The sequence below is a fragment of the Rhizobium sp. Root1203 genome (genome assembly GCF_001424945.1).
Classification (GTDB): domain Bacteria; phylum Pseudomonadota; class Alphaproteobacteria; order Rhizobiales; family Rhizobiaceae; genus Rhizobium.
On sequence record NZ_LMCW01000013.1, the window covers coordinates 1 to 15,560 of the forward strand.

The 15,560-nt window shown below is 59.0% G+C and carries 14 protein-coding genes; 8 read left to right on the forward strand and 6 right to left on the reverse strand.

The window, feature by feature from the left end:
- The 3 genes from ASC97_RS16285 to ASC97_RS16295 form a co-directional block, all read left to right on the forward strand.
- A partial coding sequence (locus ASC97_RS16285) for an aldo/keto reductase (protein WP_162246696.1) occupies nt 1-540 on the forward strand: 540 nt, incomplete at both ends.
- 563 nt (nt 541-1,103) lie between these two features.
- A complete protein-coding gene (locus ASC97_RS16290; protein ID WP_082530016.1) occupies nt 1,104-1,487 on the forward strand; it encodes a transposase in 384 nt (127 codons plus the stop codon).
- 45 nt (nt 1,488-1,532) lie between these two features.
- Nucleotides 1,533-1,847, forward strand: a complete 315-nt coding sequence (locus ASC97_RS16295; protein ID WP_057469404.1) for an EthD family reductase — start codon at nt 1,533-1,535, stop codon at nt 1,845-1,847.
- A 509-nt stretch (nt 1,848-2,356) separates the two neighbouring features.
- Here ASC97_RS16295 and ASC97_RS16305 read toward each other — a convergent pair.
- Entirely contained in the window at nt 2,357-3,802 is a 1,446-nt protein-coding gene (locus ASC97_RS16305; protein WP_057469406.1) for a sensor histidine kinase, read from the reverse strand.
- A complete protein-coding gene (locus ASC97_RS16310; RefSeq protein WP_057469407.1) occupies nt 3,799-4,473 on the reverse strand; it encodes a response regulator transcription factor in 675 nt (224 codons plus the stop codon). The genes ASC97_RS16305 and ASC97_RS16310 overlap by 4 nt, the downstream gene beginning before the upstream one ends.
- Before the next feature lie 229 nt (nt 4,474-4,702).
- Here ASC97_RS16310 and ASC97_RS16315 point away from each other — a divergent pair, with 229 nt between their 5' ends.
- From ASC97_RS16315 to ASC97_RS16330, 4 genes are all read left to right on the forward strand, one after another.
- The gene (locus ASC97_RS16315) at nt 4,703-5,209 is read left to right on the forward strand and encodes a class I SAM-dependent methyltransferase (protein WP_244481485.1); all 507 of its coding nucleotides are present in this window, start codon (nt 4,703-4,705) and stop codon (nt 5,207-5,209) included.
- 1 nt (nt 5,210) lies between these two features.
- The gene (locus ASC97_RS34010) at nt 5,211-5,834 is read left to right on the forward strand and encodes a DedA family protein (protein WP_162246692.1); all 624 of its coding nucleotides are present in this window, start codon (nt 5,211-5,213) and stop codon (nt 5,832-5,834) included.
- Nucleotides 5,835-6,922: 1,088 nt separating this feature from the next.
- The gene (locus ASC97_RS16325) at nt 6,923-7,891 is read left to right on the forward strand and encodes an efflux RND transporter periplasmic adaptor subunit (RefSeq protein ID WP_162246693.1); all 969 of its coding nucleotides are present in this window, start codon (nt 6,923-6,925) and stop codon (nt 7,889-7,891) included.
- Nucleotides 7,892-7,895: 4 nt separating this feature from the next.
- Entirely contained in the window at nt 7,896-11,009 is a 3,114-nt protein-coding gene (locus tag ASC97_RS16330; RefSeq protein WP_057469411.1) for an efflux RND transporter permease subunit, read from the forward strand.
- A 268-nt stretch (nt 11,010-11,277) separates the two neighbouring features.
- Here ASC97_RS16330 and ASC97_RS16335 read toward each other — a convergent pair whose 3' ends face one another.
- Genes ASC97_RS16335 through ASC97_RS16350 form a run of 4 tightly spaced genes read right to left on the reverse strand, consistent with a single transcriptional unit; the run spans nt 11,278 to nt 14,289 of the window.
- Entirely contained in the window at nt 11,278-11,673 is a 396-nt protein-coding gene (locus ASC97_RS16335) for an acyl-CoA thioesterase (RefSeq protein ID WP_057469412.1), read from the reverse strand.
- Nucleotides 11,674-11,692: 19 nt separating this feature from the next.
- Nucleotides 11,693-12,949 (reverse strand): glycerate kinase type-2 family protein, encoded by a 1,257-nt coding sequence (locus tag ASC97_RS16340; protein ID WP_057469413.1) that lies wholly within the window; start codon nt 12,947-12,949, stop codon nt 11,693-11,695.
- A gap of 22 nt (nt 12,950-12,971) precedes the next feature.
- Entirely contained in the window at nt 12,972-13,259 is a 288-nt protein-coding gene (locus ASC97_RS16345) for a muconolactone Delta-isomerase family protein (protein WP_274534157.1), read from the reverse strand.
- 4 nt (nt 13,260-13,263) lie between these two features.
- Complete coding sequence (locus tag ASC97_RS16350) at nt 13,264-14,289, reverse strand: LacI family DNA-binding transcriptional regulator (protein ID WP_057469415.1); 1,026 nt, start codon at nt 14,287-14,289, stop codon at nt 13,264-13,266.
- Between the two features lie 402 nt (nt 14,290-14,691).
- Here ASC97_RS16350 and ASC97_RS16355 point away from each other — a divergent pair, with 402 nt between their 5' ends.
- Nucleotides 14,692-15,480 carry a transporter substrate-binding domain-containing protein gene (locus ASC97_RS16355; protein WP_057469416.1) on the forward strand — a complete coding sequence of 263 codons (789 nt, stop codon included), beginning with the start codon at nt 14,692-14,694 and terminating at the stop codon, nt 15,478-15,480.
- The last annotated feature ends 80 nt before the right edge of the window (nt 15,481-15,560 follow it).

Consider the following 15,560-nt stretch of genomic DNA (forward strand, 5'->3'; position numbering starts at 1 on the left):
GATGATTTGCGCTCCCAAGGCGTTATCAAGGCTATCGGGGTTGGCCTCAATGAGGTCGATATTTGCATGGAATTTGCAGCCGCCGGTGACTTCGATTTTTTCCTTTTGGCTGGACGTTACACACTCCTCGAGCAGGGCGCATTGGAGGATTTTCTACCGCTTTGTGAAGCACGCGACATAGGCATCATGCTCGGCGGCCCTTACAATTCGGGGATTCTTGCCACGGGTGCGGTTGCGGGCGCGCGCTATAATTATGTACCGGCCACACCCGAGATCATGGAAAAAGTACGACGCATGGAGACAGTATGCGCTCGTCACAGCGTACCACTTGCCGCAGCCGCACTGCAGTTCCCATTGGGCCATCCATCCGTGACGTCGATGATACCCGGGGCAGTGTCTCCAGGTGAAGTTAAACGGAACATCGACTTGATGGCTCACAAGATTCCGCAGGATCTATGGGCGGAACTCAAGCACGAAGGGCTCATCTTCCCCGACTCTCCGCCGAGGTCGATGCCGACCAGCCGATCGTTTCCGGGGAACNGCAACCCAGACGAAACCGTCGGAATCGACCGTCAAGCGTCGATGATACCCGGGGCAGTGTCTCCAGGTGAAGTTAAACGGAACATCGACTTGATGGCTCACAAGATTCCGCAGGATCTATGGGCGGAACTCAAGCACGAAGGGCTCATCTTCCCCGACGCTCCGACCCCTGTCTGAGTGCGCTCACTGAGGCGGATCAAAGCGTCGGGTCAATAGCTCCGTCGCTTTGGTGTGGAGCCTCACAACGTCGTCCTCGGAGAGCTAGGTCGCCTGACTGGGACTTTCGCGCTCAGGGCGCTCTCCTAACGGTAGCGCCCACCGCGAGGCGGCCTTGGTCGAAGCGCGCCGCCAGACCCAAAACGCACCCTTCATCGCGCACGGCTCTGGAAACAAAGGAGAAGGTCGATTGCGACTGAGTTGGCGATCTGCAGAAGATCGACAGCTCGTCGATCCGGGTGCACGCCAAAGGTAAAAAGGGGCGCGCCCGATAGCGCCCCGGGACGTGAGCCTGACGACAGAGGCGCTCGCGCGGTGACTGATCAACAAGATCCGCGCGCTGGTCGATGCCCCGCCTGCCGATTGCACTCAAGCTGGCGCCCGGACAAGCGCACGATTGCAGGAGCGCCGCCGACATGCTCGATCCGCTCGGCGGCGGCGACGTGCTGCTCGCTGATCGCGCCTACGACAGTGATGTGTTGGGCCTCGAGACGGCCGCGGGCGGCGCATGGGTCAACATCAAGCCGACGCCCGGCTGCAAACGCCGCGAGCCGTTCAGCGCCGTCCTCTATCGCCACCGCAACCTCGTCGAACGCTTCTTCAGCAAACTCAAGCACTTCCGCGCCGTCGCCATCCCACCCGCGTCGAAAAGCACAGCGAAAACTACCCCGCTCTCGTCAGACTCGCTTCAGCCAAAATCTGGATGCGCTTTACGCGTCGGTGAGCTATAGAGGCCCCTCGGACGCTCGGAGAGGCGTTCAGACAGGAGCCCGACTATGATCAAGATGAGCGTCTACTATCCGGCCGATGGCGGCTCGAAATTCGACCACGACTACTACCGCACCCGCCACATGCCACTGATCCAGGAACGGCTCGGCGATGCCTGCCTGCGCTACGAGATCGATAAGGGCCTTGCGGGTCGCGAACCTGGAAGCGCGCCTGAGTTCGTCGCGGCGTGCCACATCTACTCGCTGACCCTGGGGACCCTCCAGGAGGCGTTCGGTCCCCACCGCGCGGAGATCGTCGCGGACGTCGCCAACTACACGGATATCGCGCCCATCGTGCAGATCAGCGAAATCGTTGGAGGGTAGGGGGCTTCGGCTCGTCGGGCGTGGCCGTTGAACTTTCCGGGATCGGCGTCGTGCTGGCGCACGTGATCCATGGTGACGTAGCCGGTGCCGAACCGGTCGACAATCGGGAACACGTGGTTGCCGTTGAAGCCAACACTACCTTGCTCTCGTCAAACTCGTTTCAGCCCAAAATCTGGATGCGCTTTATGAGTCGGCGACCCAGTCGGTCAGGCTACGTGGACGAATGATTGGCATTTCATCGCTTTCGCGACCGCGTCAGGTAATTGGCTCTGATGGCCCTTGGCGATAGATTCGTATGCCACTTTTGCGTGGTCTCCGGCTTTGAGAAAGGCAAGCCATGTGCCTGAGGACCGCTTCGCAGCCTCCTTTGCGACGAAGGCCGGTGGTGCTCAGAGTTCCGACAACGCTCAAATCGATTTGTTGCCGTGCAGCATGTGCACCTCACGGAAATTTCTCGACGTTCTGGGCTATGTTGCCCATACTCAAGACTGCAAGACAGATCAGCTTCTTCATCGATAAGCAGTCCGGGAAATCTCAGGGATTTCGATATTCGCCAATTCGGTGGGGTTTGCCAAGTTCTGGATCTGGAACCGGATTGTCATGCAGGCCCCGCCGCTAGGACTCGCGCTTACCCCAATCTCGCCGCCGTGCAATTCCACCATCTGTTTCACCAGATGAAGGCCAAGGCCGGTCCCTCGCGTTTGCGGCTTGAGCCGATGAAACGGTTCAAAGATGCGATTGCGTTCTTCCGACGGAATGCCGGGGCCGTCATCACTGATCGCAACTGTCGCCGGGGAGACACGCAGCGTTATCCTACCCCTCCTGCCTCCATGGTCGATCGCGTTCTGGACGAGATTTGCAAGAACGCGTTCAAGGGCAGCCTCATCCCCGAGGATCGGAAGATCGGACCCTTCCTGCCTGAAGTCGACCGTGTAACCGGCAGCAAATGCGAGCGGCGCCATATCACCGAGGACACGTTTGGCCAGCGCCGGTAGAGAGACCGGCGCAAATGCCAACGCGTCGTTTTGAAGGCGCCCGACGTCCAAAAGCTGTTCCGCAAGCATTGTCAGCCTAGCCAAGTCGGCACTCAAAGACGCTTTTTCGGCTATGAGCGGTAGCGCGGCGATGCGGGTGCGCAGGATCGCTATGGGCGTCCGCAATTCGTGGGCAGCGTCGGTCAAGAACCGTTGCTGCTGTTCGTAGCGGGCATCGAGGCGACGAAGCGCTTCGTTGACGGCTTCGATTAGAGACGCAATCTCGGGTGGTGCATTGGTCGCATCCAACCGCACGCCGTGCTTGCCGAAATCAATCTTGGCGGCCTGGGTTTCAGCCTCAACCAAGCCGGAGACCGCCCCGGCCACCACGTACGGTGTCGCGATGAATACACCGAGAACGATGGCGCCCATTGTTGGTAGCCCGATCTTGATAAGGACCAGCAATGCTGCGAGAAATATGATGGTCAAAGGTGCCTGGCTTTCAGTCCCGGTCAGGATCTGCACCTCGCCAGCGGAGGTCGTGACCTGTCGCATCCGTGCTTCCGGCGTATCCATTGCCGCGCTGTCAACGGTCGAGCCGAATCGAGCCTGGCCGATTCCTGATAAGGTCTCGCCGATGCGCACGAAGACGGGAGGAACCGCTCCTTCGAAAATCTGGTTGCCACCGTCGTCGCGAATGACAAACCAGAGGCCTGGTTCGGCCGCCCTCAGGTGGGACAACTCGGCCGTCTCACGCAAATGCAAGGCGCCGGTCGCATCGCGTTCCACCGCGGGCCGCACGGCTTCTATCGTCCGGTCGATGGATCGGTAGGCGAACAGGTCGCCTCGCACGAACAGAATGCCGAGGATAGCAACGAAGACGAGGATTTGAAGGATGACCAGGCGCTGTATCAGTAGCCATTTCAGGGAACGATTGGCTTTGCCTTTCCTGCCCCAGCCTTCGATCCTTCGGCCCTTCATATTTGCTCCATCAGAACGTAGCCAACGCCCCGAACACCATTGATGACCACGTCGGCATTGGCATCGGCAAGCTTGCGCCGCAGCCGGGAGATATGGCTATCAAGTGTGTTTGCTTGAATCTCATCGGAAAAGCTGAAAACCGCATCCATCAAGACTTCGCGCGTGACCAATCGGCCCGCGCGGCGCATTAGAGCCTCCAGCACCAGCAACTCGCGTCTGGGGAGCTTGACGGCCATTCCGTCCACGTCGGCCTCGCGATGGTCAAGATGCAGCGAAAGGCGGCCAAGGCGCACGACCATTGGGCGTAGATAATCCGGGCGGCGCATCAACGCGCGCAAGCGAGCGAGAAGCTCTTCGAACGCGAATGGCTTTGCCAGGTAATCATCCGCGCCGCCATCCAGCCCCGCCACCCGTTCGGCAAGGCGGCCTCTCGCCGTCAGAACGATCACCGGAATGCGCTGGTTCAGCGAGCGCAGCGTGGGAATGAAGGTCAGACCGTCACCATCGGGAAGACCGCGGTCCAGAACGACTGCGTCGTACGAAACGGCCTCGATCATCTCACAGGCGGCGCTCAGATCCCCGGCATGGTCAGCAAGCATGTCATGTCGCTTGAGCGCCGACTGCAGAGCCTTTGCCATTTCCGGCTCATCTTCCACTAGCAGCAATCGCACCGGGGTGTTCCTTTGTTCTGGACACTGAACATGTACTGCGCGAGCAACCTTGCGAGAACATGACGCCATTGCGCAATGCAGATGACAGCCGACATCATCAAACCACCGCTATCGGACATGAATTTTGGTGGAACTGATGAAAGATCGATTGTTTTTTCTGCTCCAATGGATAGCGGCCCCGCTACGGACAGCGGCGGTGGCTCCCTCGAGTCGAGCCTTGGCGCGGCTCATGACGCGAGATGTTGCCGCCGAGACGGGATCGGTTATCGAACTTGGCCCTGGAACCGGCGTGTTTACGGCCGAGTTGCTGAGAAGGGGCGTGGCAGAACAGGATATAACGCTCGTCGAACTCAATCCAAGATTTGCGAAGCTGCTCCGCCGTCGCTTTGCCAAAGCCCAGATCATGGAAATGAATGCCGCGAAACTCTACACGACGCCACTGCTCACGGCGCCCAGAGTGGGGGCCGTGTTAAGCGGACTCGGCCTCCCGGCCATGTCCACGGAACAGGTCACCAACATTCTTCTCGGCGTGTTTCGCTATCTGAAGCCAGGTGGGGCGATGTACCAGTTTACCTATGGGCCGCGCTGCCCGGTTCCCGCCGCCATTCTCGAAAGTCTCAATCTGGAAGCCAAGCGGATGGGAGGAACGCTGTTCAACCTGCCCCCCGCGTCGGTCTACCGTATCACGGTCCGGCAAACTGCGCTATCCTCGATCAGATATGCGGGCGATCGCTGACATGGACGTCACGGCTTTTGTCTCGGCAATGGCGGGCATCGGGCTGCCGGGCATCCTGGTCCTCACGCTTCTGGAAAAACTCATTCCAGTTCTGCCATCCTATGTCCTTCTGGTCGGCATCGGGATGGCGCATGCGGTGGACCCCGACATGCTTCCTCCGGTGATCGCGGCAGCGACTGTCGGCTCAACGCTTGGCTCTTTGGTCTGGTACGGGATTGGTCGTGCCTTTGGCGAGATGCGCACCAGTATGCTGGTGCAGCGCTGGGGGCATTGGCTTTTTCTAAGCCCCTCGCTCTACCAGCGGCTCACTTCGGCGTTCGCGAGGCATCAGTTCCGCATCGCCTTGGTCGGGCAGACGATCCCGACCGTTCGTATCTATCTAGCCTTGCCGGCCGGGGTGATGGCGCTACCCATCGCCACATTCGGCGTGGCGACCTTCATTGGTACGATTCTCTGGAATGCTCCCCTGATCACCATCGGCTGGTGGGTGCGCGACATGGGGTATGACCGGATTTCTGTCGGATTGGTCGTGGTGGCGGTGATTATCGTGATCGAAGCGGTGGTCCTGGTTGCCGCCAGGCTGCGCTACCTGCAGCTTCACCGGAGATCATCACGATCGGCATGAGGTCGAACTCATCTCGGCGCGTTCACGTTCCCTTCGCAGCAGCCTTGCTGTGAAAATCTTCCATCATTGACCGGAGCAATGCTCATGCGATTATTGTTTATGCTGTCCTTTATGTGGTTCACACTGGAGAATGCCTCGGCCGGTACGATGTCCCCATCTATAGCTGATGAAAATACCAACTACAGGCCAATCCTTGTCGAGTTCGGGTACGATCCGTGTCGTGACGGACGTTTCAGTGATGGCGGCCCGCACACCTGCGACGAAATCCGGCGCCTATGGCGGCGCCAGGAACAGGGGCGGAAGCGCCCTTTAACCAGACATATGGTGCATCCCTGCTTCGATGGTCGCGTGTCTGAGGGGCGTCCAAGAACCTGCCGCGAAATCCTGGACTGGATGAGGCGCGACAGCGATCTTGAGCGGCCTTGGCACGATGCTCCGCGCAGACAAAGACGATGAAGGCCCTTAGCGCCTGGATCTTCGGCCGTTTGTCGTGAGGTCGGGCCTCGTTGGTTCGTCTTTCGCCATTTCTGCCAACGACCCGGCGCTTCTGGTCGAGGTTATCGCACTGATGGCTGCAATTTTCCGGTCCTGCGGTCGCCCCATTGTAGGCGGTCACCCTATCTGCGTGGAATCCCGGCTGATGGGGTGTTCAGGTGACCGTGGCGCTCGTTGCCGAGTTCCGACCTCGGCTCACTGTATCGCCCACGAGCGGATCTTTTCTGATGGTTCCATTCCCTCAACAATAGTCTCGGGCGTCTTTGAGTGATCAAGACCGTTAGATTTCCGCCCTTCGTCAGACTCCTCTCTACGTTGCAGGAGCGGCTCTACAGGTATTCTGGTGGGTCGGAGCCTTCACTGCGTTCATGGGCATCATCACGTGAATGAGCGCTCTGCCGTCGCGTAATGTTGCCGCAACCGAAGACGCCGTATTTGCCTCAATGAACCAGTCCCGGAACCAAGTGCGCAAATCTCTCGTCCTCGTCGCCATCACTTGCAGTGTTGGGCTTGGCTACGTTTTCTGGCGGCCATCCTCGGAGGTTTTGCACGGTGCGCCCACACGAGCATTGGTCGAGCTCGCGCAAGTTGACGTGAGCACGATCAAACGCAGGGATATTGCCAACGAAGTTCGGGTGGCTGGCTCACTTATGCCGATCCGGCGGGCTTCGTTCACCGCGCCCGTCGCCGCGCCTGTCTTAGAGCTACCGGTTAAGATTGGAGACGCTGTAAAAGCTGGAGCCCTTCTGGCGCGGTTTGACACTGCCGCTCTGAAGTCCACCCTCATTACACGCGAGGCCGCGGTTGATGCCATGAACGCCCGGCTCGATCTTGCCCAATCGGTGCTTGCGCGAAATACCAATCTTAGAGAACGCGGCGTCGCTTCCGAGGCGACACGGCTGGAGGCAAAATCGCAGGTCGAGAATCTTCGGGCGCAGCTCCGGTCCTTGCGGGCTGAGGTGGCCGACGCCGCACGCGCTCTGTCCGATGCCGAGGTCCGCGCCACCTTCGACGGCGTCGTCTCATCGCGGTTCGTCGAAGAGGGCCAGACGCTGGCGGTCAATACCGAACTCCTGACGGTCGTCGATCTCAGCCGCATGGAGGTTGACGCGGGCGTCCCGACAAGTCGGATCTCACGGGTCCAGCCCGAGCAGATCGTTGAACTCTCCGTGGAAGGTTTTCCCGGCCGCAAGTTCACGGGCAAAGTGGTCCGGATCGCGCCGACTGCCGTGGCGGGCTCGCGCGCCGTTCGCGTCTTCGTGACGATATCCAATGATGACCGTCTGCTCAAGGGAGGAATGTTCACCACGGGGATCGTGAAGATCGACGACCGGAAAGCGGTGATCGCTCTGCCGACCGTGGCCATTCGTCACGATCAGGCAGGTCCCTTTGCCCTCAAAGTTGAAGGCGGACTGTTGAAGCGCCAAGCCGTCGAACTCGGCCAGGCATGGACGGACCGCGATCTCGTAGAGGTCTCCGGCCTATTGGACGGAGAGACGGTGGTCACCGCGTTACTTCCGAACCTCTCGCCGGACACCAGCGTTACGATCGGGGGGATGTAAGGCCGTGTTTCTCACCCGCATCAGCGTGAACCATCCCGTATTCGCGACCATGATGATGGTTACTATCCTCGTCATTGGCCTGTTTTCCCTTCATCACCTTGGCATTGACGAGCTTCCGCAAACCGATCTCCCAATTGTCGTCGTCGCCACCTCCTATAGCGGGGCGTCGCCCGAGAATGTCGAAAGCGAGGTGTCGCGAAAGATCGAATCCGCACTGCACGCGATCGGCGGCATCGACACCATCACGTCCGAGTCCTACGAGGGGCGGTCCGTCGTGGTTGTTCAGTTCGAACTCGACGTCAATTCGCAGGTTGCGGCCCAGGAAGTCCGCGACCGCGTCGCCCGGCTGAAGGCCACTTTCCCGGATGAAGTCGACACGCCTCAAGTCACGCGCTTCAATCCGGATGACGAGCCCATTCTGTCGATCGCCGCCTCCTCATCGAAAAGGACCCTGTCCGAGATCACCACCTTGGCGAACCGCGTCATCAGCAACCGCCTGAGCATCATTTCCGGCGTCGGACAGGTCTCCATCGTCGGCGGCAGTGAACGGCAGGTTCTCATTGTCGTCGATCCGGACCGGCTGGAGGCATACGGCCTCAGTGTCGTTTCCGTTATGGATGCCCTCCGGCGCGAGAACCAGGACCGGGCGGCCGGCACATTGATCTCGGGCATCAACCAGCGGATCGTCACTGTCGAAGGGCGCATTTCCGACATTGAAGGTTTCAGGAATGTCATCGTCGCGCAGGGGGGCGGATATCCGGTCTATCTTTCCGATGTCGCCACTGTTCTCGATGGCGGCGCAGAACTCACCAGCAGAGCAAGCTATCAAGGCCTTCCGTCCCTTGGTATCGACATCGTCAAGGTTCAGGGCGCAAACACCGTTCAGGTCGCCTCGGCCTTGCGGGACGAGATCGACACGCTCAATCGGGAACTCGCCCCGGAAGGCGTCGAGCTGAAGATATCCCGCGACAACTCGCGTGAGATTGCCGCTCAGGTCACCGAGGTGCAGAGGACACTGCTGGAAGGAGGCGCCCTCACCGTGCTTATCGTCTTCCTCTTCCTCAATTCGTGGCGTTCGACGATTATTACCGGGCTCACTCTCCCGATCTCGGTCATCGGGACATTCGCCGTCATCTACGCGCTCGGCTACACGCTGAACACGATGACGCTGATGGCCTTGTCGCTCTCGATCGGCATCCTGATCGATGACGCGATCGTCGTGCGCGAGAACATCACGCGCCACCTCTATATGGGCAAATCCCATCTCAACGCGGCGCTCGACGGGACGAACGAGATCGGATTGGCTGTACTCGCAACGACGCTCTGCATCATCGCCGTGTTTCTTCCTGTCGCCTTTATGGGCGGAATCATTGGACGGTTCTTCGTGCAGTTCGGTGTCACGGTCGCCGTCGCCGTGCTGATCTCGCTGTTCGTGTCCTTCACGCTTGATCCCATGCTATCTAGCGTATGGTACGATCCGCAGTCGCAACCCGACGCCAGGCGCGGCCTTCTTGGCCGCGCGATTGCCTGCTTCGACCGGTGGTTCGAAAATCTTGCCCAGGCGTACGGCTCTCTGATCCAGTGGACGTTTCGTTACCGCAAGACCACGATCGCGATTGTTGTCGGCCTGTTTGTCGCAAGCCTCATGCTGATACCGCGCATCGGTACCGAGTTCATTCCGCCTGGGGATGAAGGCGAAGTGTCGATCGCGATCGAAGCCAACGACGGGGCATCCCTCGACTACACGGCCGCCAAGGTGAGCCAGATCGAAAAGGCCTTGCGGGAATTCCCCGAAATCGCGGCCGTCTATTCGACAATCAATGCCGATGGCGCGCGGGGCTATAATGCAGCCAAAATTGCAGTCCAGCTCTTGCCCGGTGATCAACGGACGATTACCACCGAGGGCATCATCGAAACGCTGCGCAAACGACTGTCCTCCGTGGCGGGGCTGAATATATCCGTGGGACAGGGGTCGTCCGACGGAACGTCGGCCAAACTTTTGCAGATTTCCGTCCTCGGTGACCGAGACGACATACTCCGCAAGATTTCCGGTCAGATTATTAACGCCCTTTCCAACATACGCGGCGCGACCGAAATCGAGTCATCTATCGAGAACGAGCGCCCGACCCTTGCCGTTCGCATCCGGCGCGAGGCAGCAAGCGATCTCGGCGTGGCTATATCGACGATTGGCGACACGTTGCGGCCGCTGGTGGCGGGCGATGCGATCTCGGTCTGGAATGCGCCCGACGGTGGAACCTACGACGTGACGGTCCGCTTGCCGGCGACCGGCCGCCGCGACGCGGCGCAATTGCGCGATCTCACCGTAGCCACGGGTCGAACCGACGACAACGGCAAGCCAATTGCCGTCCGATTGGATCAGGTTGCCGATATTGTAGAAAGTACCGCCCCCCACGCCATCAGTCGCAAAAACCTGTCGCGCGAAATCAGGGTTTCTAGCAATGTCACGGGCCGCGCCCTGGGTGACGTGACGGACGACCTCAATGCAGAAATCGTCAAGATGGATATTCCCGTCGGGTACCGGATTTCATTCGGAGGTGATGCCGAAAACCTACAGGAAAGCTTGGGCTACGCCCTGCGGGCACTCGCCCTTGCAGTGATCTTCATCTACATTATCTTGGCGTCGCAGTTCGGTTCCTTTATTCAGCCCGTCGCCATCATGATGACCTTGCCGCTGTCGCTGATCGGCGTGCTGCTCGGTCTCCTGGTCACCGGATCGACACTGAACATTTTCTCGATGATCGGGTTCATCATGCTGATGGGCCTGGTCACCAAGAATGCCATCCTGCTGGTTGATTATTCCAACCAGCATCGGCGGGCCGGTTGTGGATTGCGCGAGAGCCTTGCCAATGCCGGCGCAGTCCGGCTGCGCCCGATCGTCATGACAACGCTTGCCATGATCTTCGGCATGCTACCGATGGCTCTCGGTCTTGGAGACGGAGGCGAACAGCGAGCCCCTATGGCTCATGCCCTCATGGGTGGCTTGATTTCCTCGACGCTTCTGACGCTGGTGTTTGTTCCGGTCGTACTGACCTATATGGATGACGCGACCCTGTTCGTCTGGAAGTGGTGGGGAACGAGTCAGAAAAAGCGCTCGTAGAAAATCGTTTGGCGGCTGCGGGCGCACGAAACTGAACCCGCGCTGTTGTGATCCGCAATCGGGCCAATTGTTGCGATTTGGCGGCAGGACATAGCGAGCGAGCTCCACGGTGTCCTCAAACACTTCAGGAACGCCGACATAGACGTCAGGCGACATCCCCAGATGATGTTCCGCAGGCGGTACGCGAGTGGCCTGCAAAGTCCGAGCACAGCGCGCGCAGCGTGTTCTCGCCCATACCTTCGACCGGCTGCTGAATGAACGCTCGATCTTAGGGGGCGACACTTTCTCGCATGGCTTCCGGCCAAAGACGGGGTCGATAGTCTTCAAGGCTGATATGCACTAACGTGACCAACCCGCTCAGTCGAACTACCCCGCCGGCTGATGCTGACACTCGGATTTTTATGCTCGTAGAGCCGAGTTGTTCGACTGTTAAATCGAAATCCAGCACCTCTCCGAGGCGGCTCGGTGCGTGGAAGTCAATTTGTAGCGATACCGCGGGAATCGCACTTCTCAACTCGCCATGGATCTTTGCGAAGTCGGTGCCTACTGCCTGCGCAAACCAGTCTTCAACCGTTGCGTTGATCATCTCGACGTAACGCGGATAAAAGACGATCCCGGCTGGATCGCAGTGCTGGAACCGAACGAGTTCTTGCCGTCGGAACATTGGGTGCCCCTTTTAACCTCTATAATACCAGTATCGCCCGGAAATCGTTGACGTTTGTGCCGGTGGGGCCGCAGACGAAAAGGTCACCGACGGCTTCGAACGCAGTCCAGGCGTCGTTGTTGATTAAGTGGTCCTCAGCGCGCACGCCGCGGTCGAGCATTCGGTCGATGCTTGAGCCGTCGACAAAGGCTCCAGCGTTGTCCTCGCTCCCGTCGATCCCGTCCGTGTCCGCCGCAAGGGCGTGAACCCCCTCGGTCGAGGAGATCGACAGGGCCAGGGAAAGCAGAAACTCGGTGTTCCGGCCTCCTTTTCCCTTGCCCTTCACCGTCACCGTTGTTTCTCCACCGGAGAGCAGAACGACCGGGCGTTGGAACGGTCGGGCGTTGCTCTCGATTTCCCTCGCGAGCGCGGCATGAAAGGCTCCGGCCTCACGCGCTTCTCCCTCCAGGGAGTCCGACAATATCACCGCGGGAATACCCGCCTTCTCTGAAGCCGCGGAGGCCGCCTCCAATGATACTTTCGCTGACGCTACGACATGGACTTCGTTTCCTTCAAAAACAGGGTCGTCAGGTAGGGGGGCCGGTTTCGTCGAGCGAAGGTGGTCTACGATGTGAGGAGGCAGTTCGATCCCATAGCGGTCTATCATCGCCAAGCCATCTTGGGGTGTGCTGACGCTCGGTATCGTTGGCCCCGAGGACACGAGCGAGGCATCGTCTCCCGGGATATCCGAAACGACAAGTGACACGACCTTCGCAGGGTGCGCTGCCGCCGCCAGTCTGCCGCCCTTGATCCGGGAGAATTGCTTTCGGATCGAGTTCATTGCCGAGATCGGCGCTCCCGACTTCAGCAGCGCTTCGTTCAGCGCAATTTCGTCTGCAAGGTCAAATCCTTCCGGCGGTGCCGGAAGCAACGCTGAGCCACCGCCGCAAACGAGCGCGATGACCAGATCCTCCGCGGTGAGGTCGCTGACTAACTCGAGCATTCTCTCCGATGCTAGCAGTCCAGCCTCGTCCGGCACAGGATGAGATGCTTCTAGGACCTCGATATGATCGCATGCTGTGCCATATCCGTAGCGCGTCACGATGGCACCTTCGAGTGTGCCCGGCCATAGTTTTTCGAGGGCTCGTGCAAGCTGCGCGGATCCCTTCCCGGCTCCCACGACAATGGTGCGTCCAAGGGGCACTTCCGGAAGAAAGGCACGCAGGCATTGATCAGGATTTGCTGCCTCAACTGCGGCGTCGAAGAGGGACACGAGGAATGCTCTATGGTCCTGCATAGCTGACTTTCGAAGGTGGTGATTAGGGATTGAAGCCCGCGTAGGGCTTCAGGGGGATGATATCGAATTCGATCATGCCAGCAGCCGCGAGCGGAAGCGTGGCAAGGTTCTCTCGCACCTCCTCGATGTCTTCCGCTTCCACGATCTGGCAAGCGCCTGGCTGATCCCCACGATGCCAGATCTGCCGGGTGAAGCCGGCGCTGTAGAGTTGGCGCGCTCTCGCACCCTCCATTGGGACGATTGGTTCGAAGTCCACTTCAGAGAATTGCTCCGTGAGGCGACGGGAAATCACGAGAAACTGCAAAGCCACTGTCCTATCGGGCTATCGGCGCGGTGCTGGCGCGCACCACGAGCCGGAGGGGGAGCTCGCGCTGTCGCATATGCTGGCGCTGCGCGCTCGTAGCGAGGAGATAGTCGCCGGTGATCGTTCCCATTTCGCGGGCGGGAACCTCGACAGTCGTCAGGTCAGGCGTGGTCAGCTCTGCGATTTCGAGATTGTCAAACCCGAGAACCGAGATGTCGCCCGGGACCGCAATCGAGTTCTCATGACAGTACTTGATGACGCCCGCAGCAATAATGTCGCTACCGCAGAAGACGGCGGTAGGCCGGTCTGCCTTCTCCATCAGGCGCTTCATAGCGTTGCGGCCGCCTTCGATCTTGTAGGCTGACTCCAGAACGGTGACGTCCGCCTTCGCAATCCCCTGCCGTTCGAGCTCAGCAACGAAGCCATCGCGCCGAGCGGCAGCGCGGTCGTTGTTGTCAGTGATGCCGGCAATCATCGCAAGTCGAGTATGGCCGATGTCAATGAGGTACCGCGCTGCCATTCTCCCAGCTTTTTCGTTGTCGAATCCTATGGCCGCGCCAATCTCCGTCGACGTCGATGTATAGGTGAAGACATAGGCGATCTTGCGCTGTTCCAACAATGCAATGGTTTCCGGTCGGTGGATGGAGCCGACAAGTACGATGGACTCGACGCCGCGTTCCACGAGCAGTCGGACCTGGTCCAGCTCCATGTCCACATCGTAGAGCGACGTACTAATGATGATCGAAACATCCTTTTCCGCCAGGCGCGCCTGCAGGCTGTTGACCATCGTGGCGTAGATCGCGTGATCAAGCGTTGGGATCACAGTTCCCACGAGACGAGACCTCGTGGATCGCAATGCCCTCGCGGAACCATTCGGGACGTAACCCAGGTCGGCCGCCGCCTTCAGAACCTTCTCGCGAACGCCCAGCCCCACCTTCGGGTTGTTATTCAGGACGCGCGAAACTGTCGCAGGCGAACAGCCCGCTCTCTTTGCTACGTCAACCAACTTGGCGTCCAAGCTTTCGTCGATGTCCAAGGGACGCCTCCTCAGCGCTTATTGTGAAATCGATTTATCGCAGCTTTGTGTTTCTGGTTCAATCGCCAATTTTCCAAACACCTCACAAATACCAGCAAAACTAGCAAATTTTGAGAAATCGTTTTATCCGACGTGCTTCCATTTGGATCAAACTTTCCGGAAATTCAGGCGCTATGAAGCGTTCTTGGTTTGTGAAAATTTTCACATCCCTTCGAAAGCGCGCCGCTTGGCGGCGTAATGACACTGGCAATCGAGCTTGACAAAACAAGAATTCGTTGGGAAAACGATTTCATGAACGCCATGATTTATCGATGAGGAGGGCGTTCTCAAATCTCACTCACAGGTCTTCGAGCGTCATCGCGCGGAGGGGTGGATTATTTTCTCAAAACTCGGGAGGAAGTTATGAAGAGAATAGCGAAGCTGGTGCTTGCTACAGTACTCACGTGCGCGGCTGCGGTTGGGGCGCATGCTCAATCCGTCAATGACATCGTGTCATCTGGTAAGGTCCGTATTGGAGTGAACGCTGGCGCTCCTCCGTTCAGCATGATCGATTCAGGTGGCGCGACCGTTGGCTACGACGTGGATGCGGCAAATCTCCTCGCAAAGTATCTCGGCGTTAAGGCGGAGATCGTCCCTTTCACTACGGCGGCGCGCATCCCGGCACTGGAATCCAACAAGGTGGATATCGTCGTTGCGACGCTGTCTCCCACACCGGCGCGAGCGCAGACCGTAATGTTCACGATGCCTTACAGCACGTTCCAACTGGTCATCCTAGGCGTCAAGGACGCGACATTCGCAAAAATGGATGATCTCGCAGGCAAGAAGATTGGCGTCTCTCGTGGCACGCCCCAGGAAGCCGCACTCGACAAGATCACTCCGGAAGGCGCGGCTGTCACGCGCTTCGAAGACGACTCGACGACGATGCAGGCGCTGATCTCGCAGCAGGTCGACGCGATCGCTATTCCCGAGACTGTCTACGGCGAGCTGAAGAAGGCCAGGCCGGACATTCCCTTCGAGCCGAAGTTCACGCTGTTCAATCAGTATATGTCGATCGCCGTGCGAAAGGACGCCTTCGAGCTTCGTCAGTGGCTCAATACCACTCTATCCTTCATCAAGCAGAGTGGCGAGCTCGATGACATATCGGTGAAGTGGACCGGTAAGAAACTGCCCTCAACCATGCCCGTCTTCTGACAATCGAGGCAAGCGGCATTCTCAAGCGATGTCGCTTGCCTCTCTGGTGATAGGGAGGCTCAACTTGTTCGATCTGCAAT

Bases quoted from the DNA above. Each gene is read 5' to 3' on its own strand.
- ASC97_RS16290 (WP_082530016.1), top strand. From the start codon at position 1,104: ATGCCCCGCCTGCCGATTGCACTCAAGCTGGCGCCCGGACAAGCGCAC.
- ASC97_RS16295 (WP_057469404.1), top strand. From the start codon at position 1,533: ATGATCAAGATGAGCGTCTACTATCCGGCCGATGGCGGCTCGAAATTC.
- ASC97_RS16305 (WP_057469406.1), bottom strand. From the start codon at position 3,802: ATGAAGGGCCGAAGGATCGAAGGCTGGGGCAGGAAAGGCAAAGCCAAT.
- ASC97_RS16315 (WP_244481485.1), top strand. From the start codon at position 4,703: ATGACGCGAGATGTTGCCGCCGAGACGGGATCGGTTATCGAACTTGGC.
- ASC97_RS34010 (WP_162246692.1), top strand. From the start codon at position 5,211: ATGGACGTCACGGCTTTTGTCTCGGCAATGGCGGGCATCGGGCTGCCG.
- ASC97_RS16335 (WP_057469412.1), bottom strand. From the start codon at position 11,673: ATGTTCCGACGGCAAGAACTCGTTCGGTTCCAGCACTGCGATCCAGCC.
- ASC97_RS16340 (WP_057469413.1), bottom strand. From the start codon at position 12,949: ATGCAGGACCATAGAGCATTCCTCGTGTCCCTCTTCGACGCCGCAGTT.
- ASC97_RS16355 (WP_057469416.1), top strand. From the start codon at position 14,692: ATGAAGAGAATAGCGAAGCTGGTGCTTGCTACAGTACTCACGTGCGCG.